Below are 21,286 nucleotides of genomic sequence, written 5' to 3' on the forward strand. Positions count from 1 at the left end.
TTCTCATTACTAGCACAGCGGGAGAGTCTTTGCAAACGTCAATGGCTAAAACCACTTAGCCACTGACAAAATCTGAAAGATTCTAGGAGAGGCTTTATTCATTGGTGCAGCGCTCACCTTTGCTCTCCACTCAAGGAGGCTAAAGCAGGATCACCAGCACCACTCCTCCGGCGATGACCGAGAGGTTGCAGACGGCTGAGACGCCGTGGAGCTTGGCGAACTCGCGGCGCAAGGGATCGTCCTTGGAGGTCGTTTCGAAGGAGACGATCTGACGCTTCAGCTCGGCCGCTTTGGGCTCGATGTAGAAAGCCTGGAAGGAGGAGAGGAGCAGCATCGCCACTATGATGGCGGCTGCCAGGTATTTGGATTTGCTTGTGATGATGATCCGGCAGATCAGGGCAATGACGCCGCAGGCAAGCCCCCAGCGGAAGTAGCCGGGGAAGAAAAGTCCGACGATGCGCCCCGCCACGTCCCTGCTCTCAGAGCGGAACAAGATTGGGGTGAGCACGAAGGTGAAGAGGGCTGCACCCCCGAGCCAAAGTGAAATCGCCAACCGGTAGATTACGTGTACTGCCTGCATCTCGCTTCCTCCTGTTGATAACATTTCAGTCAAACGCCAGTCTGTGACTAGTAAGCCAGCTCGAACGCGTTTCTTATGTGCTCTATCACCGGCAGCTCATGCTCGCGCAGCACGATGGCGACCACGTCGAAGCGCGCCTCGGCGTCAAACAGCTTCTTCTTGGAAAGCCAAACCAGGGCTGCCTTGGAGATCTGGCGCTGTTTGAACTGCGTCACCGCCAGCTGCGGCACACCGTAGTTATAGTTCTTGCGGCACTTCACTTCTACAAAGACGAGTTCGCGGCCGTCTCTGGCGATAATGTCGACCTCACCGCAGACGCTGCGAAAGTTGCACTCCACTATCTTGAAGCCCTGCCCCCTCAGGTAGGTGACCGCAATGGATTCCCCTATTCCGCCGAGAGAGCTGTTGCTGCTTTTATCCGACATGGCCACCCCTGATGAAATGTCACTGTACGGCAAAGCATCACAACAGTGTAGCAGCTAGTTCAGCCGGCACATGAATAAACTGTAGATTCTTTTAGCGAGCTCTTGATCAGAAAGAGAATAAGCCAGTGGAGGGTCCCGCAGTGTCACTGCCGGGCAGGGGAGGAAGGTGCTCCTTCACGCCGCTGAAGGTTTTGCGGTGGATGGGGCAGGGTCCCAGCTCTGTGATGGCGGCCAGATGCGAAGCGGCGCCGTACCCCTTGTGGCTCGCGAACCCGTAGCCAGGGTACTCTACGTCGTACTGCACCATCATCCGGTCACGGGTGACCTTGGCGATAATCGAGGCGGCCGCAATCGAGAGGCTCAGGGAATCTCCCTTTTTCACGGTGCGCTGCGGGATGTTCATAGGGACGTTGGAGATGCCGTCGATGAGGAGGAAATCGGGGGTTAGGCTCAAGGCCCGGACCGCGTCGCGCATGGCGCTGAGGGTCGCCTGTAGGATATTGATGCTGTCGACGAGGGCATGATCGCCGATGCCGACACCGACCGCGAGCGCCTCGCGGTGAATGACATCGAAGAGCTCCTCCCTTTTTTCTTCGGTGAGCTGCTTGGAGTCGTTGACCCCGGGGAGGAGCATTCCGGAGGGAAGTACAACTGCGGCGGCCACGACCGGCCCCGCCAGCGGTCCTCGGCCGGCCTCGTCAATCCCCGCTATCCGGCAGTAGCCGCGACGAAGCGCCTGCGCCTCGAGGGCTAGCATGTCGATGGGAGCACCCGGGTTGTCGGGGAAAAGACCTGTCATAGCAATCCCTTGCCGCAGAGAAACATACGCGTATAGCCCCGCCGCGCTCACTCCTCCCCCGGAGGGTGGAGTTCGGGAAAGGGGGGGAGCCTTGCCCGAGCGAGTCGCTACGCGCCCCCTCCCTGTCCCTCCCCTTCCTGGGGGTGGGAACGTGACCGCACGCGATCTCGTGGAAGGTTGCCCGTGGCAAGCATTTCAACAAAAAAAGCCCCGGCCGCATACGTGACCGGGGCTTTTTTGCTGTGAGCCTTGTTATTGGCCGGCGACGTATTTCCGCTCTTTGATCCTGGAAGCCTTGCCGCGCAGCTTGCGCAGGTAGTAGAGCTTCGCGCGACGGACCTGGCCGCGGGTCACTACTTCGATCGCCTCGATGGACGGGGAGTGCAGCGGGAACACCCTCTCAACGCCGACGCCGTTGGAGATCTTGCGAACGGTGAAGGACTCGCGGATCCCGCCGTTCTGACGGCCAAGGCAGACGCCCTGGAAAGCCTGGATACGGCTCTTGTCGCCCTCAACGATTTTCACCTGCACCTTGATGGTGTCGCCAGGAATGAATTTGGGAATGTTCTTCTTCATCTGTGCCATTTCAATCATGTCAATCTTGTTCATCGTACTTCCTCCCTTATCTGTAACCTCTAGTCTTGCAAGATTTTTAATACATTTTGGCGTAAAGCCGTGCCGCTTTGCTACGAAAACCAACCGGGCGGCCAGTCATCCAGCCCCTAGCCCCCAGCCTCTAGCCCCTGTTTCTCTACCGCCCGAACAGCCGATCCAACATGATCGACGCCGCGGAGCGCACCGAGAGGTGGTTGTAATCACCAGCCCCCCTGATCGGCTCCAGCACCAGGTCGCTCTTGTTGAAGACCTGCTCGATCAGCCCCCATCCGGTCCCGAGCAGCAGCAAATAGGGCTGCTGCGGGTCTGCGTCGATGAGCGCCTTGAGTTCTGCAAAGGTCACACTGTTGTCGCGGCCGGTGGCGCCGGTGACAACGACCTTCGGCCTGCGGCCGGTCCGCTGCTCGATGTCGGCGACGGCTGTATCGACCGACACTTCCAGCTGCAGCGTTTCGAGCGCCATCTTGCGCTTCGGGTTGTAGGTGGAACCCCAGCCGGTAAGCCAGTGCTCCCTCACCTTTTCAACGAGCTTTTGCTGTTCCTCGACCGGGGTCACGATGTAGTAGCGATCCAGCCCGAAGGTCCGGGCCAGCCGTGACATGTCGTGGATATCCAGGTTGGTCACCGAGGTGGCGACCACGTCCTTGTGTTTGTCGTACACCGGGTAATGAACCAGCGCGATGCTGAAGTTTTCTGCTGAGGTCATTTAGTCACCTTCTCCGAGGTGCCTATGCCGACCTCTGCCAGTAGTTTCTTGTCCGCCTTGCTCCACTCGATCCCATCGAGGAGCTCGGGACGGGAGGCGAGCGTCCTCTTCATCTGCTCCTTGCGCCGCCACTTGGCGATCTCGGCGTGGTTGCCGGAAAGGAGGATGTCGGGAACCTTCTCACCCCTGAATTCGGGGGGCCTCGTGTACTGCGGGTACTCCAGAAGCCCGTCTGCAAATGAATCGTACTGCGCCGATTCCTCGGAGCCCAAAACGCCCGGCACCAGCCGGGAAACGGCATCGACGATGACCATGGCGGCGATCTCCCCGCCGGTCAGCACGAAATCCCCCAGGGAGATCTCGTCGTCCACGAACAGGGTGCGCACCCGCTCGTCGACTCCTTCGTAGCGGCCGCAGATGATGATGACACCTTCCTCGCGGGAAAGCTCCTCGGCAACCTGGTGGTTGAAAGGACGCCCGCAGGGAGTGGTCAGTATCACCTTCGAGTTGGGGTGCTTCGCCTTCACCGCCTCGATGGCGCCGGCTATCGGCTCGACCTTCATCACCATCCCGGCGCCGCCGCCGTAGGGGGAGTCGTCGGCCGTGGCATGCTTGTCGAAGGCCCAGTCGCGGATGTTGTGCAGCGCGACCTCTATGAGCCCCTTCTCGCTGGCCCGCTTCAGGATGCTCTCCGTCAGCGGCCCTTCGAACATGGCCGGGAACAGGGTCAGGATGTCGAATTTCATAGATCGAGCAGCCCCTCCGGGAGAGAGACCGTCATGCGCCCTTCAGCCAGGTCGATCGACAATACGACATCCTCGAGCGCGGGAATAAGCACCTCGCGCCCGTCCTTCTTCACCACGTAAACGTCGTTGCTGCCGGTCTCGATGATGTCGACCAGCTCTCCCAGCTCTTCCCCGTCCGAAGTTGCAACCTGGAGCCCCAGGAGGTCGGACCAGTAGAACTCGTCGTCGGGGAGTTCCGGAAGCGACACCCGGTCGGCATAGATCTCTCGGCCGACCAGGTGCAGCACCTGGTTTATGTTGTCAAACGGCCTGAGGGTCAGGATCACCCTTTTGCCGTGCGCCTTGGCGGAAACCACCGCGAACGGCTCCAAGGCGCCTGTCGGAGACTTCAGGAAGACCTCGTTCAGTTGCGAGATACTGGAAGCATCCCCCGCGAAGGGAATGACCCGCAACTGTCCCTTGATCCCCTGCGTCCCCTGGATCTTGCCAATCAATAATTTTTTACTACCGGACATCTATCACTCTACAATTTTCAGGATCGCTTTCTTGTTGTCCTTTGTGGAAACAGCATTCAACAGGGTGCGGATCGCCTTTGCAGTGCGTCCTTCCTTGCCGATGATACGGCCCATGTCCTCTTTTGCGACGGTCAGCTTGATTACGTTGGTTTCTTCTTCCAACTCCTCGGTGGCTCGCACCTGGCTCGGGTCATCAACAAGTGCCTTGGCGATGGTCTCAACAAGCTCTTTCATGTCGCTATCCTCTGTAGTGTGGGATATCCGGCTGACCGGAACTAACAGGAATTAAGCGGCCGGAGAGACAAACTTCTCCCAGATACCGACCTTCTTCAGGATCTGCTTGACCGTGTCGGTAGGCTGTGCGCCTTTACCGAGCCACTCAAGAGTCTTCCCTTCTTCCAGGTTGTACACCGCCGGGTTCTTGTTCGGGTCGTAGGTACCGACGTTCTCGATGAAACGCCCGTCCCTGCGGCAACGGCAGTCAGCAACTACTACCTGGTAAAAGGGTTTCTTCTTAGCGCCCGCACGTGCAAGTCTGATCTTTATAGCCATTTCTTCCTCCTGGTGTTCTCGGATCCTTTAGATCCGCCATTTTGTGTAAGTGGTGTTTCGAACTGCTAACTGTACCTGTATCGGCTGCTATCGTCAAAGGCACGGTTAAAAGGGGAGCATCCCTTTTCCCATACCCTTCATTCCCTTCAAAAGCCCCTTGGGACCCATCTTCTGCAACTGCTTCACCACCTTCTGCGCCTCACTGAAGCGCTTGAGCAACTGGTTCACTTCCTGAACGCTGGTGCCGCTCCCCTTGGCGATCCTCAAACGGCGGCTGCCGTTGATGATGGTGTGGTTGGCGCGCTCCTTCGCGGTCATGGAGTCGATGATCGCCTCGATCCGCTTCAGCTCCTTCTCCGAAGGCTGAGCCCCCTGCATCTGCTTCATCGCCTTCCCCATCCCGGGGATCATGTTCATGATGGATTCGAGCGAGCCCATCTTCTTGATCTGCTGCAGCTGGTTTCTGAAATCCTCCAGATCGAACTGGCCGGATTTCTTCATCTTGTCCTGTAGGCGGACCGCTTCCTTCTCGTCCATGGTCGCCTGCGCCTTCTCGATCAGGGTGAGCACGTCACCCATGCCGAGGATGCGGGAGACCAGGCGGTCGGCGTGGAACACGTCCAGCGCGTCGAGCTTCTCGCCCAGGCCGACGAACTTGACCGGCTTGCCGGTGACGGCCTTGATGGAAAGCGCTGCGCCCCCCTTGGCGTCGCCGTCGAGCTTGGTCAGGATCACCCCGGTGATGCCGAGGCGGTCGTTGAAGCCGGTTGCGACGTTGACCGCTTCCTGGCCGGTCATGGCGTCGGCCACGAACAGGATCTCGCGCGGAGCCAGCTCGTCGCGGATACCTTCCAGCTCTTCCATCAGGTAGTCGTCTATCTGGTGGCGGCCGGCGGTATCGAAGATGACGACGTCGAAGCCGTTCAGGGTCGCGTAGTGGTTAGCGGCGCGGCAGATATCCAAAGGCTTCTGGGTCGCCTCCGAGCCGAACACCTCGATGTCGAGCTGACGCCCCAGCACCTTGAGCTGCTCGATGGCGGCAGGGCGGTAGACGTCGGCCGGGACCAGCAGCGGCTTTTTCCTTTGCGCCTTGAGGAACTTCGCCAGTTTGCCGCAGGAGGTGGTCTTACCCGCACCCTGCAGGCCGACCAGCATGATCGCCACCGGCGGCTTGGCCGCGAGGTCGAGGGAGTTGTCCTCCCCGCCACCCATGAGCAGCACCAGCTCGTCATGGACGATCTTGATTACCTGCTGCCCGGGGGCAAGGCTTTGCAGCACCTCGGTGCCGACGGCGCGGCCGCGAACCTTCTCGACGAACTCCTTGACAACCTTGAAATTGACGTCCGCTTCAAGGAGCGCCAGGCGCACTTCACGCAGGGCGTCCTTGACGTTTTCTTCAGTCATGACCCCCTGGCCGCGCAGCTTCTTGAAAACCAGGTCAAGCTTGTCGGAAAGTGTTGCAAACATCTCAAACCTATAAGTTAGCGAGAACGCTCGTTATTTTTAACAGGGCCGCGTCGCGTGACGGCAAAAGCGCACAGGTATCCCGCGGCAAGAGAGTCACTTTAGTGGATAAACTCTCTTATTGTCAAGCTAAATTATCCACTACAGCGCAAGTTAACGGCGGTGACGAAACGCTACAGCCGCACCACCGAACGCGCCTGCAGCATGCTTTCGGCGATGGTGAACATGTTGGTCACCCCGCCCGCCGCCAGCAGTTCCTTCTTCTTGTAGAAGTCGAGGCAGATGCCGCAGGAGAGGACTTCCACCCCGCGGTTTCCCAGTTCCTCGAGCGCCTCGATCACCTCGGACCCCTGCGCTGCCAGGAGCACACCGCTGTTGACGAAGAAGATGCGGTCCGGAAGCTCGGACATATCGAGCAGGGTGATGATGAAGTTCTTCATCAAAAGCCGCCCCAGTTCTTCCGCGCCGTCTCCCAGCCGGTCGCTCCCGATCAGCATCACGGTAGCGCCGCTGCGTTCGGTGGGAGCGGCTTCACGCTTGGCGGAGCCGGAGCCGGCCCCGGTGATGGTGAAGGCGAAACCGCCTTCGATCTGCTCTTCCTGCACCTGGTAGCCACGCCCCTGCACGAAGCGCTTCACGTTCTCCCGGGGAGCGCCGTCGTCCAAGAGCACGCGCAGTTCACCTTCAGCAGACTCCAGCGCCCTTTTCACTGATACGACCGGCAGCGGGCAGGCCATGCCCCTGACATCCAAACTCTTCATTTTTCTTCTCCTATCTTGACGAACTCTTCTCCGTTTTTTCGGTACAGGTCCCGGGGGAGCAACCCCGCGTCGGCAAGTGCGCCCTCCACCTCGCTCCGGATCTCTTCGGCGTAACGGATGGCGAGACCGCAGTCTGCAGCCAGGGCACGGGGGGCCGGGATGAGGAGGATCTTCAGGCTCTTGTCCTTCAAGAGCCGCTCCGCCTCCATGACCCGGTGTATCGAGTTGAATATGGCAACGTAATCGCCGTCTTTTATCACAACAACTCCTTTATCGAACCAGGACAACTGCTAATAGAAGCACATTGACAAAGAGCGGTCAAATCCATAGTATTATCGACCCAAGAGGGCATTACATGGATACAGCGCTCAAGGCAGCGGCTCTGATCATTTTGGCTACTGCAGTCAACATACCGCTCGGGTACCGCCGGCAGTACTACCCGAAGTTTTCTTTCGGCTGGTATTTCTACGTCCACATTTCCATTCCCGCCATCGTCTACTTCAGGATCAAGACGGGGCTTGGCTGGGGATTTATCCCCTTCAGCATCACCAGTGCTATTATCGGACAGGTGATCGGCGGCAGGATGCACAGAAAGAGAAACAAGGTTGAAAAAACCGACTGACAAGCGCCCCAGGATGCGCAGGCCGGCTCCAGTCTCCGACCTTCTGAGCCAGATGCTGCACGGCACCCCGGCCGAGCAGAGGCTGAAGGAGGGGCGCATCTGGCTGGTCTGGGATGAAGCAGTGGGAAGCCGCATCGCCTCCCATGCCCAGCCCTCGTCCTTCAGGGCGGGCGCCCTCACCATCAGCGTGGACAGCTCCCCGTGGTTGCAGCAGCTCAACTATCTGAAGAAAGAACTGATCGGCAAGGTCAACGACGCGCTCGAAGAAGAGCTCGTAACGGAGCTGCAGTTCAAGGGGGGTAAGGTGAATCCCTCCTCCGCAATAAAGTCCCCCGCCCCTCCCAAGCGCCGGGATTTGAGCGACGAAGAAAGGCAGTGGATCGAGGAACAGGCAGAATCCGTCGCCGACCCGGAACTGCGTGCCGTATTCGAAAGCCTCATCCGAAAAGACAAGGAAAGCAGGGGCTAGGGGCTGGGGGTTAGGGGCTACAACCTAAGCTCTTGCCTCCAATGATCTCTGCAGCGCCCGAAGCATCTTGCCTAGTTCTACGTACTTATGCAACAGCTGGTCGACAGTGTCGCTCCCCACGTACTCAATCCTTTGCCCGATCAAAAGCTGTGTCTCAACTTCCGCAACAGAACCCAAGCTGATGTTAAGAAAATGAATGAAGTCCTTAGTACTTCCTCGGGCATGCCCTTCCGCAATATTTGACGGTACGGACACAGCAGCCCTTTGAAGTTGGCTGGACAACCCAAAGATCTCTGATTTCGGGAACAGACGAGTCACGTCGTACACCTCTGCAGCCAGATCAACGCCAAGCTGCCAAACCTTCAGGTCGCGGTAACTGTGAATCTCCATGCCGTCCCCCTGCCTCTGCCTTTTAGCCCCAGCCTAGTCCCGCCTCTGCCTTTTTAGCCCCCAGTCCCCAGTCCCTAGCCCCTGCCTCTATAGATCCTCAGCTTCTCCTCGCTGTAGCCGCCGTCTTCGCCTCTCACCATCATGGGGGGCTCCACACGCAGCTCTCCGCTTCTCCCCTTCGCCAATTCGATCATGAACATCCGGGCTTCCATCCGGCTGTTGCCGTGCACCATCCTGAGCCTTAACGGTGCCAGCTTCTGCTGGGCGGCCTGCGCCATCAGCTCGGCCAGACGGCTGGTGTGATAGATGAGACAGATCCGCCCGGAAGGCTTCACGAGGTACTTCGCCGCCGCCAGGAAATCGGCCAGGGCCGCGGTGCTCTCGTGCCGGGAATCGTCGCGCCCTGCCCGGGGACTCACCTTGCCAGTGCCGGGCCTGCGGTAAGGAGGGTTGGACACGACGAGATCGAAGCTGTCCACCGGGAAACGGGACTTGACAGAGACCACATCCTCCTCGACCACCTCGACGCGGCCGGAAAGCCCGTTCAGCACGACGTTCCGCTCAGCGATCCGCGCCACCGCCTGCTGGAACTCGATGGCGGCGACGGAGCAGTCCTCGCACAGCCGGGCCAACAGCAGCGCGATCACCCCGCAGCCGGTCCCGAGATCGACGCAGCTTTCCCCCGCCCGCACTCCGGCGAAGTCGGCCAGAAGCAGCGGGTCCACCGAGAAACGGTAGCCGTGCCGCGGCTGAATGATACGCAGGTCATAGCCTGAGAGTTGGTCGAGAGTTTCCGATTCCTGGCAGCAAGGCGGCGGTTCCAAGTTGTCCACCCCTGCCCCACAGGTGCTTGATTGGCCACAAGTGATACTCAACTGTCAATTCTCCACTGCCAATTGCCTCTTCCTCTGCCACGCTTCCCTTCCCAGGAAGACGGCGAAGACAGCAAAGGAGGCCAGGGTCAGGTACTTGCCGATCTTGAAGGGAAGCGGGTCGAAGACGAACTCGACCTTGTGCGTTCCCGGGGTTAGGTAGACCCCGCGCAGCACGTGGTTTACCGGGTAGATCTCGGTGAGCTTCCCGTCCACCGTAGCACGCCAGCCCCGGTAGTATTTCTCTCCCATGACCAGCAGGGAGTTCATGGCGACCGATGCATCCAGGTCGATCCGCTCCCCTTCATAGCGCACCACGCGCACCTGCCCCGGCGTCGTAGCGATCCGGGCGTTCGGCGCAGCCAGCGGGATGGGGGGGTCCGACTCCACCACAGCCATGAGCCTCGGGTCGAAAGCGGGGTTTTGCAGCGCCACGAGAGATTCCTGCGCGGAGGTGGCCTTCAACGCGACAGGCACCAGCCACGCCTTGGGAAGCACGTTCTGATTTTCGAGGATGACGGCACCGCCGTCAGGGGTGGTGAAGACGGGGCGGTACTTGCCGGCCAAACTCGCCTGATCCTGACGGTACTGGTCCCTCCCCAGCACCAGGTACCTTACGTTGAGCATGTCAGGCATGCTGGAGAGGAGGTTGAAATTGTCCAGCAATTCCTGCCAGCGACGCTGCTGCACCGCGTTCGAGGTGAACATCACTGGAATTCCTGAATCCGCGTACGGCATCGGGTCGCCCCCCAGGGGAAGGGTCCGGTACTCCTTGGGCTGGTTGGCGAGAAAAGCGATCTCGGGGGGCTTCACGCCCGCTGCCTTGTGCGGCTCGTCAACGAGGAAAAGGAACTTGGAATTGACGCGCCCCACGTCCAGCAGGAAAAGCGCGGTCAGCACCAGGGGAACCAGCTTCGCCGCCAGCTTCCCGCGGTGGTACAGGGCGAACGCCGCGGCGAAAAGAGCGGCAAGCCCTGCAGCGATTGCCGTTTCGGCCACCAGGTTGTTCCAGCGCTCAAGCACGAGCTGCTCGCTTTGGGGCTGGTAGCGGGTCGGCTGGGCGAGCATGTCGATGAACTGGTTGACCCAGAACTGCCCGGTCGCGATCTCGGTCCCGACCAGCGCCAGGAGAAGCACCGGCAACAGCACGACCCCCAGGATGTAGCGCTTGAAGGCGCGGGTGGCGCGGACGACCGGGTCCAGCAGCAGGTCGAGCCCCAGTGCGGAGAGCACGCCAAGACCCAGCACTGGGATAAACATCATCATCTTCGGGACCCTGAAGCGGTTGATCCCGGGGAAGTAGTCGAAGAGGAGGTTGTAGAAAAGGGTGTATTTCCCCATTGAGAAGAAGATCCCGACCACGACCGCGGAAAGGGCGAGCCAGGTGTAGCGGTCGCGCCGGAAGATGAGCGGCAACGGCAACAGGAGCCAGGGGAGAAGTCCCATGTAGCTCACCGTCTGGGTGAAGTGCATCCGCCCCCAGTAGTAGGCGTCTATGTTGTCGGGGTTTTCCCCAGCTTCCTGGCGGGAGAACCCGAACATGCCGGGAATGATGAAGGCGGCGGCTTCCTCCGGCGGCATGGACCAAGACATTGCCTCCTCGCGGGCCAGGCCGCCTTTCGCCTCAGAGCTGCCGGAAGCCGTGGACACATTGGCGCCGCTGTTCACGCCGCGGTTGGTGTCCTTGGACCAGTTGGCCAGAGGTACCAGCGAGATGGCGACGGTGGTGAGGAAGAACGCCAGGAGCGCAAGGTTCAGCCCGAACAAGCGGCGGAACTCCTTCTTCCCCTCCGGTTCCCCCATCACGATCGCCAGCGAGCGGGCGATGCCGTAGACGCCGACGGCGAGACAGGTGTAGTAGGCGATCTGCCAGTGGGTGTGAAAGAATTGGAAGGCAAGCACGACTGCGGTGGTCAGGAAAAAGATCAGGCGCCTGGTGATGAACCCCTTCTCCAGGAAGTAAAAGGCCCAGGGCGCAAAAGTGATGGTGGCGATCTTCATCACGTGCCCGGCGTTGATCAGGGAAGCATTTTCGGGGGCGACGGCGAAGACGAGGCCCGCCAGGAAAGAGGCGGGCCTGCCCGCGCCGATGAGCCGGCAGAGGCAGTAGGTGCCGGCCGCGCCGAAGAAAAGCTGCGCCACGATGTACCACGCGACGCTTGCCGGCGCGGGGAAGATCCAGAAGATCAGGTTTCGGATGATGAGGAACTGCTCCGAAACCATCCCCCCCTCGTTGGTGTGCCCGGAGTTCAGCAAGGGGTTCCACCCCGCGCTGGAGAAGTCGACCTTGAACAGTGAAAGAAACGGCCTGCTCCCGAAGCCCTTGATGCCCCAGTAGAACTCGTTGATGATGTCAGGGGCGCGGATGATCTGCGAGGTAAATAGTATTTTGGAAAAAAGTATCAAGAGCACTGCCAGCAGGCCGGACAGTATCAGCAGGTCTTTTTTGCGCTCGGTCATCGGGAGACAACTCCTTTAACTGCGGAAAAATCAAAAAGAATCCCCCTGAAGCGGGGGCACAAATCATTCCAGCGCCGCATTATCCACATATTTACAGATTTGTGCAACGGTAAGCTGCCCCGCGACTGAAGGGGGGTGGTTACTTCGTCGAGACGCCGGCGCCCCTCCCATAGAAAGCGTCGAGGCGCAGCGCCGCATCCTTCCAGTTGAAGTTTTCCTGCAGGTAAAGGCGCGCCTTTTCCCCCATCTGCCGCTGCCTTTCCGGCGAGCGCAAAAGCGCCAGGGTCTCATCCGCCATCTGCCGCCAGTCGTCCGGGTCGCACAGGATGCCGGAGCGCCCGTCGTCGATGTATTCTGCCAACTGACCGACGCGGTCGCCGACCACGGGGGTCCCGGCCAGAAGTATCTCGGTAAGCTTTGCCGGGCACTTGGTGCGGTTCACCAGGGTCTGGGCGAAGGGGTAGATGGCGACGTTCCCGGCCGCCAGCAGGTCCGGTATCGACTCAGGGACCACCCATCCGGCCATTGCAAGAGCTGCTTCGAAACCGGATTCCCTTGCCGCCTTCACCAGCAGGTCCTCTTCGCCGTGGCGTCCCTTCCCCACCACCAGGAAGCGGACCTGCGGCATCTGCCTGAACAGTTCCCCAAAGAGGTAGTGCAGCTTCTCCTGGCTGAACTCGAAGAACCGGGTGTAGAGAAGGACAACCGGCGCGTCGGAAGCGATGCCGAGCCTGGCCCGGGCCCCTGCCCCGTCGACTGCGGGCGCCGCCGCGACGCAGTTGGGCAGGTAAAGCGTCCTCTCCCCGGGTATCCCCATCCCTGCTACCAGCCGCTCCAGTTCCCGGCTCGCGACCGTCACCCCAACGGCATTTTTACTGATCCACTGCTCCTGGAAGCGGTAAAAGCGCTTCTCGACCCCGGAGTAGTCGTGCAGGTCGTTCATTCCCCCCTCGCCTTCCCAGTCGTCGGTATCGAGGAAAAGCGGCGGCATCCTGATTCCCAGGCGCTGCAGCGAGATGAGGAGCATCCCCGCGATGCCGCCGTACCCCTTGGGCTTGAAGAGGTGAACCAGGTCCGGCTTCTCGGCCAGTGCCGCTCGCAGCATGCGCCAGGCGAGGAAGGGGGCGGCGAGCGCCTTGTGCTTCGGCCCGAGGAGGACGTTCACCAGCCGCACACCCCGCACAACTTCGCTCTTTCCCGAATCCTCGGGGTTGGTGTAGGGAGGCGCCACGATTACGACCTCGTGCCCCACCCTCTGCAGTTCGACGGCAAGCGGAAGCATGCGGGCGATGAGGGTTCCTTTGGGGCGGATGCCGAAAGGCGCCAGAAAGACGATCTTCAAGGTTTCCTCCCTTGCGAAGGCTTTGAGGATGGCAAGTCAGACTGCCGCCCCCTACGTGCAGACGCGAGCAATACCGCAAAATCGAGCTGAAAAAAGAGAAAGGAGAGGCGGTTGCTGCCGCTATAAAGGAACAGTTTTTTCAGCAGCCGGTCCATCCCGGCCAATAGCGGCGCGGGCACGGACTCCAGCAAGCGGACCACTTTGCTGATGGAAGAGGCGTGGAACGCCTCGGGGCGAAGCGACTTCAAAAGCAGGTAATTGGAGACCGAATTGCGCATCTTCTCGCAGGTCCGCGCCTTGGTGACCAGCCCCAGGTGGGAGGCTGTATTGTCGACGTGCAGGATCTTGAACCTCTCCGCCAACCGCGCCCCCCACTCGACATCTTCATAGCCGTAGCCGGTGAACCGCTCGTCGAAGGGGGTCGCCATGAAAACACTCTTCCTGACCATGATGTTCGAGGTGAGGATATGCCGCCACGGCTCTAGGTTCCTCACCGCCGCAGGCTTCACTTCCTTCCTCCCTCCGAGGTAGGCGTGGTAGTCGAACTCATGGCCGTCAAGGACCCTGGTGCGGTAGCTGATACCCCCGGTCACCACGTCGAAGTCGCCGGAATCGGCAAAGGAGAGGTAGCTCCGGATGAAGTCCGGAGCGTCGGGAAGGACGTCACAGTCGAGAAACAGCAGGAACTCCCCGGAGGCCTCGGCAGCAAGGAGGTTCCGTATGGCAGCCCGCCCCAGGTTACGCTCCAGGATGCTGTGCCTAAGATAGGGCTTTGCCAGACCGGCGAGGAGGGTTTCATTGCAAGAGCGCAGCGAACCGTCGCTGGAATGGTCGTCGATCACGATCACCTCCAGCTTTTCACCCAACTGGAACTGGTCTATCTCGGACACGAGGCTCGGCAGCAGCAGGGACAGGTCCCAGTTAAAGACCGGGATCAGGATCGACATCTGCAGACGCGAAGTTCCGGTCATGTCACTGCCCCCCGGCAGCAAGAAGCAAAGAGCGGTACGAGGAGCAGAACCGCTCGCCGCCGAAGTTTTTACGGGCGTATTCGTAGGCTGCGGCTGACATCGTGTTCAACAACTCCCTCTCCCGGCACATCCTGGCTATGATGCCAACCATCTCCTCGACGATCTCGTCTTCGCCCTGCCCCGCGGAGACGAGCCAGCCGTTGCGCCCCGAGGAGACATGGACCGGGATGCCGCCGACGTCGGTGGAAACCGGAACCACACCTTGCGCCATCGCCTCCATGATCACCATGGGAAACCCTTCCCGGGTGGAGGTCAAAAGCAGCAGGTCGCAGTCCCGGTAGATGCTCCGCAGTTCGTCCTCCGCGGCGATCTCGCCTAGGAAGGTGCAAAAGCCCCGATCCTCTTCGGCCACAGCGTGCAAGGCGTCTCCTACAACGACGACCTCGATCGGAAGTCCCTGCTCTTTGCAGCTCACAGCGATGCGTCCCACCAGGTGAACCCGTTTCTCCTCGGATCCCCTTCCGACGTACAAGGCCTTCAAAGGTAATCGTGTCGCCCTTGCGGGGTGCGAGTCCGGCACCGTCACCGAGTTCTCTATGAGGGTCACGCGGCCTGCCAGGTTTTCCGGCAGTCCCTGCTTGCGGCACTGCTCCTTCAGGTCGGCGGCTGTTTTCCCGTTGATGGCCACCCTGGCAGCGAGCCGCTCAGCAACGGGGAGACTGAAATTTTCGGAGCCGCCGCCAAAGGCGTGCATCAGGTCGATGCAGCGCGCCTCTGGCTTCAGGAACGGGACCAGCAGGTAGAAGAAGAGACTGTTGCTGCCGAATACCACCGGCCGCGGCTGCCTGTTGATGAATCCGGCCATCACGCCGACGCTCAGGGGGTAACCGTACTTAAGGAGCGACCAGAAATTGCACAGCCGCGCCTGTTTTCCAAAGAGCCGCAGGAACCCGTCGTTGGCCGACTTTTTGGTGAAGAAGACCCAGGGGCGCTCCGCGGCAAAGCAGTTGACGATGGCGGCATGCACCTTCTCCGCCCCCCCTACATGAAAGAAAGGGAAGAAAAAGAACAGGGGCGACCCGGAGCGTACCGGCAGCATCCGCCCGATCAGTTTTCCCAGCGCCACACCGTATCGAACAGCGGCGCTGCCGTTGATACGCATCGCCAGCATGTCTTTTTCGGAAGCAGTCATCGCCATCCGGCACTCCCTTGCATCACTTCTCACCCAGGCTCTCGGCAAGAGCACCGGCTATGATATCGGTCGATCTGCGGCACATCTTTTCCAGGGAGAAACTCTGTTCCGCCCTTTGCCGCAACGCCGCGCCCAGCTGCCGCCGCTTTACCTCGTCCCGCAAAAGCTCGACGATCAGTTCCGCCAGTTTCCCGCTATCCGCTACCGGCGCCAGGCGCAGACCCCCTTCCGGGCCCACGGCTTCCCTTATCCCGGGGATGTCGGTCCCCACGACGGCCACTTCGGAAGCCATCGCCTCCAACACCCCGTTCGGGACCCCCTCGCTGCGGGAGGAATAGGCGAAGAGATCCAGCGCCTGAAGCACACCAGCCACATCGTCAACTGGACCGACGAACCTCACCTGCGCCGTGATGCCAAGTTCCGCCGCGAGCTTTTGCAACCCTTGCTCGGCCCCGTCGCCACGCCCGGCCAATACCAGCACCGGTGGATGCTCCCAGGCGGAAGAAACGACGCGAGCCCACGCCTTCAGCAGCGTTTCATGATCCTTGTACACGCTGAGGTTCGCCACCATGCCGACGACCGGCGCGCCAGGAGGGATTTCCCATTCCCTGAGCCACTGATCGCGCGAGGTCCTGGCGGCGGGGAGGGCTATGCCGTTGTGAACCAGGTGCACGCGCTCGGCGGCAATACCGTAGGTCTCCAAGAGGAAATCGCGCCCCCTGGTCGAGTTGGAGATGAAGCAGTGCGGAACGCAGGCGGCAAGGCGAAACGGCAGGGAGCCGTTCAACAGCAGCCCCTCGTCGGCCTGATTCCAGATCAACAGCTTCGCTCCGATCCATCTCGCTCCCCAGGCGCAGACAAGGTTCGGCACGCGCGTGTACGACAAGACGATGTCAGGGGCAGCAGCGCGCAGAGCCAGCACCGCCCTCAAAAAGGAAGGGATGCGCCGCCTGAGCCCCCAATGAAACGAAACGCCGCGCCAGGGAATCCCCAGCCCGTCGCAGAGGGCGGAGAGTTTCCCCGGGGTGCGGTTGAGGCCGACCACCTGCACCGCGGCCCCCACCTGCGCCTGGAGGTACTCCGCCAACAGCAGGCCGCGGCGCTCGGAGCCACCCAGGTCGAGGCTGCCAAAGACGAAGACGACCTTCTTCCCCCGGAGCATCTCTTGTGAAGAGGTCACCACGCTCTCACCCCTTCGCTGACCCGGCCGCCCCATTAGCAGAGCCGGCGTTGCCCCGCTTTGCTACCTCCGCGATAAAATCCTCCACCTGTGCCTGCTGAGGCCACATCTGCCCCTCGTGCCATTTCAGATCGCGGTCCCAATGTCCGGGACACTTGTGAACGGCGGCATCGATGAAGGTGTAGCTGATTTCGCAGATGACAGGTTTGCCGTCCTTGTAAAGAAAGTCGTAGGCCATGGTCTGGAAGTTGGCCTTAGAGGAAACCTCCAGTGCGATCTCCAGGCAGGCGGGGTCGATAGCCTCAGGGCTCCAATCGATGTTGCCGCTTCCAGAGGCGCGGAAATCGCCGGGACGGTTCATGCGCCGGAAGGCGAAGGCGCGGTCGCCAATGACGGTAACCCTGGTGTCGAATTCGTTATGAGGCAGAAACTCCTGAAAAAAGGCGTACCCCTTCTCCGGTTTCCACCACTGGTCCGGCAGGGCCGGGAACTCGCCGGTGACGACGTGCCTGGCTGCGTCGATGAAACGCCGCACCCGCTCCTTCGCTTGACGCCGTGTCTTGGGGAGGAACGAGGGGCGGTACTCGTTCATCGTCATAGGAAAGGTCCCACGGCCGAACATCAGCTCGATGATTTCTTCAGCCTCAGCAGCGCTCTCCAGCTTCAGCACATTGGATGAGCCGGCGCCAGTGGCAAGCTTGAAGATGACCGGGTAGTCGGCGCTTTTGGCCCACTCGACGGCACGCTCTTTCTCCCACCAGACCCATGCTTGCGGCTGGGGCGCCCCCAGCGCATCCAAAAGGTAGGTTTGAGCAACCTTGTCGTCGAAATGCCAAGAAGTGGCTATCGAGGGAAAAACTGGGAGGTTCAGACAGCTCTCGATGGCCTGCAGTATGACCTTCGCGGACTGCTTGTCGTCCTGGATATGGAACCAGCGCCACATGACACCGTCACACGACCTCGCCTGCTCTATGGCATCAGGGGCGAGCAGGTCCAAAAGGACCGCTTCCACACCCTGCTCGACAAGAAACTGCTGCCATTTTTCCGAAAATGCCCGGTCTCGGTCCGGATTAATCCCGATTCTCATTTGCCGCTCCGCTCGATGTGACCACGCCATCCGGCCGCCGGTTGGAATTCCCTTCCGAAGCGCCTTCCGGCCTCTTCTGGGGTAAGTTCCTCGCCATCGCAGATGACCCGGCAAGAGCCGGGATCTAGCGAGGTGAGGGGGTAGCGGAAGTCGCCGAAAGCCTCACGCAGCGTCGGAACCTTGCGCCAGTCGAAATTCATCAGCGCCGAGCTGACCATATCCGCGAAGACAGATGAAGTCGCGAAGGTAAGCACTCCCATCTGAACCGGGCGGGGAGCCAGAGGTCCTTCCCCTTCGCCGGCGACGATGGCATCGGTCAGCGAATATATCCTGCGCAGCGGGGTTTCCGACATAGTGCCGTCCGCACGGCCGTACAGGAGCAAACGGTTGAGATCCAGCGTCATCCTCCACACCGTGTCGTTGCCGTGCCACCCCCCCTCGATCTCGGGGTTTCCTACGATGCTTTGCAGACGCACCAGCCGGCCGGAGCGCTTCAACCACCGCTCGCATTCCGGCGTCCCTATGGCACGGTTGGCTTCATCGTAGCAGCGCTCAGCCATGGATTTCAGGACCGACCTGCCGGGATAGCAATCCCCTCCGACGCCATGGCCTCCAACCCTGTGATGCGGGAGAAACTCCTTATTGCCGTTCAGCCCGACGATGTTCTTCAAGGCCCCGGTGATCCCGGCCTTCTTGTGGCACTTCATCTTCGGAAGGTTGATGACGACATCCGCTTCGAAGGGCTCCCTGGCCAACAGGTACTGATGCGTGCCCGGACGGTGATGCCTTGCCAGGAGATCGGGATCGTAACAGGTGATGCGGAACTTGTTGTCGGAAGTAGAAACCGGTTCCAGCAGGCTGTCTGCGCCAAGATCGAACAGCGTGTAGCGATCCTCGGAGCGGAGATCCTGGTCCTGACCTGCAGTGAAGCCCTCGCTGCGCAAGACGGTGCGGCGGAGATCTATTATGTCCACGGGGCAGGACAGAAGGCCTTTTGCCTGCTCCCGCCACCCGGCAGGCACCAGCAGATCGAAATCGCACCCCTGGATAGGCGCGTCAGCGATGATGACACGGCCGGGCTTCGCCTTTTCGATTTCCGTCAGCAGCGCAAGGATCAGGTTTGGATGCGTTACCAGGCAGTCATTTCCCTGCCCGCTGTAGTTCTTGTGCAGCACCCAGTTTGGCTTCAGAAGCACGGTCATCCCCGGCTCTATGATCCTTTTGAAGGGGTCACTGCCGTCGTCAGCACCGAAGCCTGCGTCCCGAATCAGCCCGCGAATCATCTCCTGCAGGGATTCCAGGTCCGCATAAGGAGAGGCAAGTGACTCTGCAGGCGCTTTTCTTACAGCAACGTAGCTCTCTAGCATAGGGGCCTCACAACTTCCTGGCGAGAACACAAAGGTTCGGGCCGGGGGCACATCGTGGGAGGTAGAGCCTGCCATCCTTTGCCGCTACTGGAGCTACCAGGTCGAGAAGCGTGTTGACGAAAAACTTCCCGGCCCTCTTGAAAGAGTGCCGGGTAATCTTCTTCTCGCCCTGCAACGCCAGCAGATCGATTGCCTCGCAGTAAAGAACCTCGAACCCGTACTGCTTCAGAAGATCCGTGATGCTTTCGCGGGTGAACCGCCTCACATGCTGCACCTTGTGAAATTCGTGATTGCAAAAGGGACAGTAAATCAAGCTTTCGGAGAGGTTTTCGTTGAAGGGCGTGGTAAAAAAGGCAATTCCGTCCTGCTTCAAGAGACGGGACAACTCCGTCAGCGTATCCGGCAGCATCTCGTCGAGCAAATGCTCCAAAGTCTCGATGCAGGAGATGAAATCGAAGAAGTTGTCCTGGTACCCCACCGGAAGCTGGGTAGATGAGATCGCCCCTTTCCAGTTCCTGATGGCCGCAAACTTTGCGTTGACCCTGTCTACCGTCGCATTCGAGAAATCGAACCCGTAACAATCCGCCCCCGAAGTCAGCAGTCGCTCCAGCAGGAAACCCGGCCCACAGCCGAAATCCAGGATGTTTCCCTGGCGCGGGGTGGCATGAGCGCGCTGCAGCAGGTTCGCAAGGGCATCAACTACCTGGAAGGAAAAATATTCCGTTTCGACTTGGGTTTTTTGCCCCTGGTAGTTCCAGAACCTCCTGATGCTCTCTGGTGACCAAGCCGCTGTTACAGGTTTTTCGTTCATTTAAGCGTCCTCGGAAGTGTTACCAAAATCTGGGATAAACAAAAGCCCGCGTCATCATGCCGGCTGTTCTGCGCAGCGGCTTATAGAGATAGCAGGCGCCGTGCCCGGCTACCCAGTAAGAAATGACCGAGGCGGCGGCGGCCCCAACCCCGCCGTACTTCGGCACCAGTAAATAGTTTAAAGCGATGTTTGCCAAAGCCCCCAGGAAGGTCATGACAAGGAGAACCCTGGTCCAGTTCATCGCCATCAGGAAAGCGTTCCTTGCAACGGCGAGGTTGGCGAAGACGTCGCTCCAAATAAGGAGAACCAGCATCGGCGCTGCGGATGAGTATGCTTCACCGTAGAAGAGCGAGACGACAATGCCGGCCAAAAACGTCGTGGGAATGGCGATGACATAACCCAGGAACGCGAGCAGGTTGTAAAGCTTTTGCAGCCGGCCGTAGAACTCTTTCTCGTCTGTCTCTCTCGCCCTGATGATATTGGGGAACACGGAGGACACTATGGCGGTGGGTATAAAAAACCAGATCTCCGCAATCTTCACAGCTGAGGCGTAGACGCCAAGTTCATGAGAAGTGGACATCTGCCCGAGCATGATCTGGTCGATCCGCAGGTACACCATGAAGACTATGCCGGACAAAAGCAGCGGCCAGGAGTCCGAAAGCAGCTTCCAAGCAAGTTGCAGCCTGACCCGCCACCTGCTGATGAACTGGCCGTTGTGCCGGTACATGCAGCAAAGCCCCACAGCTGCCAGCCCGAATTCGAGCGAGTTAGCGGCCGCGAAAGCGACCAAGGGGGCCTTGGCGAGAACCAGCCCCCCCCGGACAGCGGAGGAGATGATGAAAGCCGAGTTTTTGGCGTAGACGACGTACTTCGATTGGACTTTCGACTGGAACCAGAGGTCGATGGTGTCGAAGGAGCCGAAAATCAGGGTCCATCCCATGACCGCTACCAACACCTGTGAGAGACGATCATCGGGGCGCAGGTAGAAGGTTGCACCTACGGTAAGGAGGTACGCGGCTAGACTTGCGGCCAGCCGCAGGGTCATGACCGTTCCCAGTATCTCCTGTTCCCTCTCGGGCTCTCTCACCACTTCGCGGACGACTATTGCGTCCAGCCCAAGTATCGCTATTGCAGAGAATACGGCGCACATGGACGACGCGTAGCTCAACAGGCCATACTGAGTGGGGCCGAGATAGCGCGCGATCCAGATGCCGACGAAGAGCCCCACCCCCATTCGGAGCAGGCGGTCGCCAAAGAGCCAGCCGGTATTGGTTAGTACTTTTTGCAGTTCCTGCCTTCCCTCGACCTTCTTTCTGAGGAACGCCGGAAGATAGCTGACCCATCCCTGATTCATCTGTTC

At 60.0% G+C, this 21,286-nt stretch carries 25 protein-coding genes; 2 read left to right on the forward strand and 23 right to left on the reverse strand.

Annotated elements, in window-relative coordinates:
- Positions 1 to 139: 139 nt before the first annotated feature.
- From GEOBRER4_RS17100 to GEOBRER4_RS17155, 12 genes are all read right to left on the reverse strand, one after another.
- A complete protein-coding gene (locus GEOBRER4_RS17100; protein ID WP_085815033.1) occupies positions 140 to 580 on the reverse strand; it encodes a DUF4149 domain-containing protein in 441 nt (146 codons plus the stop codon).
- Positions 581 to 627: 47 nt separating this feature from the next.
- Positions 628 to 1,005: a YraN family protein gene (locus tag GEOBRER4_RS17105; protein WP_185243276.1), complete on the reverse strand. Its 378-nt coding sequence runs from the start codon at positions 1,003 to 1,005 to the stop codon at positions 628 to 630.
- Between the two features lie 106 nt (positions 1,006 to 1,111).
- Positions 1,112 to 1,804, reverse strand: a complete 693-nt coding sequence (locus GEOBRER4_RS17110) for a ribonuclease HII (RefSeq protein ID WP_185243277.1) — start codon at positions 1,802 to 1,804, stop codon at positions 1,112 to 1,114.
- 252 nt (positions 1,805 to 2,056) lie between these two features.
- Positions 2,057 to 2,413 carry a 50S ribosomal protein L19 gene (rplS, locus tag GEOBRER4_RS17115; protein WP_085815030.1) on the reverse strand — a complete coding sequence of 119 codons (357 nt, stop codon included), beginning with the start codon at positions 2,411 to 2,413 and terminating at the stop codon, positions 2,057 to 2,059.
- Positions 2,414 to 2,555: 142 nt separating this feature from the next.
- Positions 2,556 to 3,125: an RNA methyltransferase gene (locus tag GEOBRER4_RS17120; RefSeq protein WP_185243278.1), complete on the reverse strand. Its 570-nt coding sequence runs from the start codon at positions 3,123 to 3,125 to the stop codon at positions 2,556 to 2,558.
- Complete coding sequence (gene trmD, locus GEOBRER4_RS17125) at positions 3,122 to 3,871, reverse strand: tRNA (guanosine(37)-N1)-methyltransferase TrmD (RefSeq protein ID WP_085815028.1); 750 nt, start codon at positions 3,869 to 3,871, stop codon at positions 3,122 to 3,124. Before trmD ends, GEOBRER4_RS17120 begins: the two co-directional genes overlap by 4 nt.
- The gene (gene rimM / locus GEOBRER4_RS17130) at positions 3,868 to 4,386 is read right to left on the reverse strand and encodes a ribosome maturation factor RimM (RefSeq protein ID WP_185243279.1); all 519 of its coding nucleotides are present in this window, start codon (positions 4,384 to 4,386) and stop codon (positions 3,868 to 3,870) included. Before rimM ends, trmD begins: the two co-directional genes overlap by 4 nt.
- 3 nt (positions 4,387 to 4,389) lie before the next feature.
- Positions 4,390 to 4,620 (reverse strand): KH domain-containing protein, encoded by a 231-nt coding sequence (locus tag GEOBRER4_RS17135; RefSeq protein ID WP_012531856.1) that lies wholly within the window; start codon positions 4,618 to 4,620, stop codon positions 4,390 to 4,392.
- A gap of 51 nt (positions 4,621 to 4,671) precedes the next feature.
- Complete coding sequence (gene rpsP, locus GEOBRER4_RS17140) at positions 4,672 to 4,938, reverse strand: 30S ribosomal protein S16 (RefSeq protein WP_012531857.1); 267 nt, start codon at positions 4,936 to 4,938, stop codon at positions 4,672 to 4,674.
- Between the two features lie 105 nt (positions 4,939 to 5,043).
- The gene (gene ffh, locus GEOBRER4_RS17145; protein ID WP_185243280.1) at positions 5,044 to 6,405 is read right to left on the reverse strand and encodes a signal recognition particle protein; all 1,362 of its coding nucleotides are present in this window, start codon (positions 6,403 to 6,405) and stop codon (positions 5,044 to 5,046) included.
- 170 nt (positions 6,406 to 6,575) lie between these two features.
- A complete protein-coding gene (gene yedF, locus GEOBRER4_RS17150) occupies positions 6,576 to 7,163 on the reverse strand; it encodes a sulfurtransferase-like selenium metabolism protein YedF (RefSeq protein WP_185243281.1) in 588 nt (195 codons plus the stop codon).
- On the reverse strand, positions 7,160 to 7,423 hold the full coding sequence (locus GEOBRER4_RS17155) for a DUF3343 domain-containing protein (RefSeq protein WP_185243282.1): 264 nt from the start codon (positions 7,421 to 7,423) through the stop codon (positions 7,160 to 7,162). The genes yedF and GEOBRER4_RS17155 overlap by 4 nt, the downstream gene beginning before the upstream one ends.
- A gap of 95 nt (positions 7,424 to 7,518) precedes the next feature.
- Here GEOBRER4_RS17155 and GEOBRER4_RS17160 point away from each other — a divergent pair, with 95 nt between their 5' ends.
- Together GEOBRER4_RS17160 and GEOBRER4_RS17165 are read left to right on the forward strand one after the other, a co-directional pair.
- Entirely contained in the window at positions 7,519 to 7,785 is a 267-nt protein-coding gene (locus GEOBRER4_RS17160; RefSeq protein ID WP_185243283.1) for a hypothetical protein, read from the forward strand.
- Positions 7,769 to 8,254 carry a DUF721 domain-containing protein gene (locus GEOBRER4_RS17165; protein ID WP_226377820.1) on the forward strand — a complete coding sequence of 162 codons (486 nt, stop codon included), beginning with the start codon at positions 7,769 to 7,771 and terminating at the stop codon, positions 8,252 to 8,254. The genes GEOBRER4_RS17160 and GEOBRER4_RS17165 overlap by 17 nt, the downstream gene beginning before the upstream one ends.
- A 24-nt stretch (positions 8,255 to 8,278) precedes the next feature.
- On the opposite strand, the gene GEOBRER4_RS17170 is transcribed toward GEOBRER4_RS17165, so the two are convergent.
- The 11 genes from GEOBRER4_RS17170 to GEOBRER4_RS17220 all read right to left on the reverse strand — a co-directional run bounded on the left by GEOBRER4_RS17170 (position 8,279) and on the right by GEOBRER4_RS17220 (position 21,280).
- Positions 8,279 to 8,644 (reverse strand): four helix bundle protein, encoded by a 366-nt coding sequence (locus GEOBRER4_RS17170; protein WP_185243284.1) that lies wholly within the window; start codon positions 8,642 to 8,644, stop codon positions 8,279 to 8,281.
- A 74-nt stretch (positions 8,645 to 8,718) separates the two neighbouring features.
- Positions 8,719 to 9,477, reverse strand: coding sequence for a tRNA1(Val) (adenine(37)-N6)-methyltransferase (locus GEOBRER4_RS17175; protein WP_185243285.1), 759 nt, complete (start codon positions 9,475 to 9,477; stop codon positions 8,719 to 8,721).
- Between the two features lie 45 nt (positions 9,478 to 9,522).
- Positions 9,523 to 11,976: a YfhO family protein gene (locus GEOBRER4_RS17180; protein ID WP_185243286.1), complete on the reverse strand. Its 2,454-nt coding sequence runs from the start codon at positions 11,974 to 11,976 to the stop codon at positions 9,523 to 9,525.
- 139 nt (positions 11,977 to 12,115) lie between these two features.
- Positions 12,116 to 13,318, reverse strand: a complete 1,203-nt coding sequence (locus tag GEOBRER4_RS17185) for a glycosyltransferase family 4 protein (RefSeq protein ID WP_185243287.1) — start codon at positions 13,316 to 13,318, stop codon at positions 12,116 to 12,118.
- The gene (locus tag GEOBRER4_RS17190; protein WP_185243288.1) at positions 13,315 to 14,289 is read right to left on the reverse strand and encodes a glycosyltransferase family 2 protein; all 975 of its coding nucleotides are present in this window, start codon (positions 14,287 to 14,289) and stop codon (positions 13,315 to 13,317) included. The genes GEOBRER4_RS17185 and GEOBRER4_RS17190 overlap by 4 nt, the downstream gene beginning before the upstream one ends.
- A gap of 1 nt (position 14,290) precedes the next feature.
- On the reverse strand, positions 14,291 to 15,487 hold the full coding sequence (locus GEOBRER4_RS17195) for a glycosyltransferase family 4 protein (protein WP_226377821.1): 1,197 nt from the start codon (positions 15,485 to 15,487) through the stop codon (positions 14,291 to 14,293).
- A 16-nt stretch (positions 15,488 to 15,503) separates the two neighbouring features.
- A complete protein-coding gene (locus tag GEOBRER4_RS17200) occupies positions 15,504 to 16,661 on the reverse strand; it encodes a glycosyltransferase family 4 protein (protein WP_226377822.1) in 1,158 nt (385 codons plus the stop codon).
- Between the two features lie 7 nt (positions 16,662 to 16,668).
- Complete coding sequence (locus tag GEOBRER4_RS17205) at positions 16,669 to 17,748, reverse strand: ATP-grasp domain-containing protein (protein WP_185243290.1); 1,080 nt, start codon at positions 17,746 to 17,748, stop codon at positions 16,669 to 16,671.
- Positions 17,745 to 19,115 carry a DUF362 domain-containing protein gene (locus GEOBRER4_RS17210; RefSeq protein ID WP_185243291.1) on the reverse strand — a complete coding sequence of 457 codons (1,371 nt, stop codon included), beginning with the start codon at positions 19,113 to 19,115 and terminating at the stop codon, positions 17,745 to 17,747. The genes GEOBRER4_RS17205 and GEOBRER4_RS17210 overlap by 4 nt, the downstream gene beginning before the upstream one ends.
- 7 nt (positions 19,116 to 19,122) lie before the next feature.
- Positions 19,123 to 19,926, reverse strand: a complete 804-nt coding sequence (locus GEOBRER4_RS17215; RefSeq protein ID WP_185243292.1) for a class I SAM-dependent methyltransferase — start codon at positions 19,924 to 19,926, stop codon at positions 19,123 to 19,125.
- 19 nt (positions 19,927 to 19,945) lie between these two features.
- On the reverse strand, positions 19,946 to 21,280 hold the full coding sequence (locus tag GEOBRER4_RS17220) for a flippase (RefSeq protein WP_185243293.1): 1,335 nt from the start codon (positions 21,278 to 21,280) through the stop codon (positions 19,946 to 19,948).
- Positions 21,281 to 21,286: the final 6 nt, after the last annotated feature.

Source organism: Citrifermentans bremense (assembly GCF_014218275.1).
In the GTDB taxonomy this organism is placed as follows: domain Bacteria; phylum Desulfobacterota; class Desulfuromonadia; order Geobacterales; family Geobacteraceae; genus Geomonas; species Geomonas pelophila.

Excerpts from the sequence above, each read along its gene's own strand:
- GEOBRER4_RS17100 (WP_085815033.1), bottom strand. The coding sequence starts at position 580 with ATGCAGGCAGTACACGTAATCTACCGGTTGGCGATTTCACTTTGGCTC.
- GEOBRER4_RS17105 (WP_185243276.1), bottom strand. The coding sequence starts at position 1,005 with ATGTCGGATAAAAGCAGCAACAGCTCTCTCGGCGGAATAGGGGAATCC.
- GEOBRER4_RS17110 (WP_185243277.1), bottom strand. The coding sequence starts at position 1,804 with ATGACAGGTCTTTTCCCCGACAACCCGGGTGCTCCCATCGACATGCTA.
- rplS (WP_085815030.1), bottom strand. The coding sequence starts at position 2,413 with ATGAACAAGATTGACATGATTGAAATGGCACAGATGAAGAAGAACATT.
- GEOBRER4_RS17120 (WP_185243278.1), bottom strand. The coding sequence starts at position 3,125 with ATGACCTCAGCAGAAAACTTCAGCATCGCGCTGGTTCATTACCCGGTG.
- trmD (WP_085815028.1), bottom strand. The coding sequence starts at position 3,871 with ATGAAATTCGACATCCTGACCCTGTTCCCGGCCATGTTCGAAGGGCCG.
- rimM (WP_185243279.1), bottom strand. The coding sequence starts at position 4,386 with ATGTCCGGTAGTAAAAAATTATTGATTGGCAAGATCCAGGGGACGCAG.
- GEOBRER4_RS17135 (WP_012531856.1), bottom strand. The coding sequence starts at position 4,620 with ATGAAAGAGCTTGTTGAGACCATCGCCAAGGCACTTGTTGATGACCCG.
- rpsP (WP_012531857.1), bottom strand. The coding sequence starts at position 4,938 with ATGGCTATAAAGATCAGACTTGCACGTGCGGGCGCTAAGAAGAAACCC.
- ffh (WP_185243280.1), bottom strand. The coding sequence starts at position 6,405 with ATGTTTGCAACACTTTCCGACAAGCTTGACCTGGTTTTCAAGAAGCTG.
- yedF (WP_185243281.1), bottom strand. The coding sequence starts at position 7,163 with ATGAAGAGTTTGGATGTCAGGGGCATGGCCTGCCCGCTGCCGGTCGTA.
- GEOBRER4_RS17160 (WP_185243283.1), top strand. The coding sequence starts at position 7,519 with ATGGATACAGCGCTCAAGGCAGCGGCTCTGATCATTTTGGCTACTGCA.
- GEOBRER4_RS17170 (WP_185243284.1), bottom strand. The coding sequence starts at position 8,644 with ATGGAGATTCACAGTTACCGCGACCTGAAGGTTTGGCAGCTTGGCGTT.
- GEOBRER4_RS17180 (WP_185243286.1), bottom strand. The coding sequence starts at position 11,976 with ATGACCGAGCGCAAAAAAGACCTGCTGATACTGTCCGGCCTGCTGGCA.
- GEOBRER4_RS17190 (WP_185243288.1), bottom strand. The coding sequence starts at position 14,289 with ATGACCGGAACTTCGCGTCTGCAGATGTCGATCCTGATCCCGGTCTTT.
- GEOBRER4_RS17195 (WP_226377821.1), bottom strand. The coding sequence starts at position 15,487 with ATGGCGATGACTGCTTCCGAAAAAGACATGCTGGCGATGCGTATCAAC.
- GEOBRER4_RS17205 (WP_185243290.1), bottom strand. The coding sequence starts at position 17,748 with ATGAGAATCGGGATTAATCCGGACCGAGACCGGGCATTTTCGGAAAAA.
- GEOBRER4_RS17210 (WP_185243291.1), bottom strand. The coding sequence starts at position 19,115 with ATGCTAGAGAGCTACGTTGCTGTAAGAAAAGCGCCTGCAGAGTCACTT.
- GEOBRER4_RS17215 (WP_185243292.1), bottom strand. The coding sequence starts at position 19,926 with ATGAACGAAAAACCTGTAACAGCGGCTTGGTCACCAGAGAGCATCAGG.
- GEOBRER4_RS17220 (WP_185243293.1), bottom strand. The coding sequence starts at position 21,280 with ATGAATCAGGGATGGGTCAGCTATCTTCCGGCGTTCCTCAGAAAGAAG.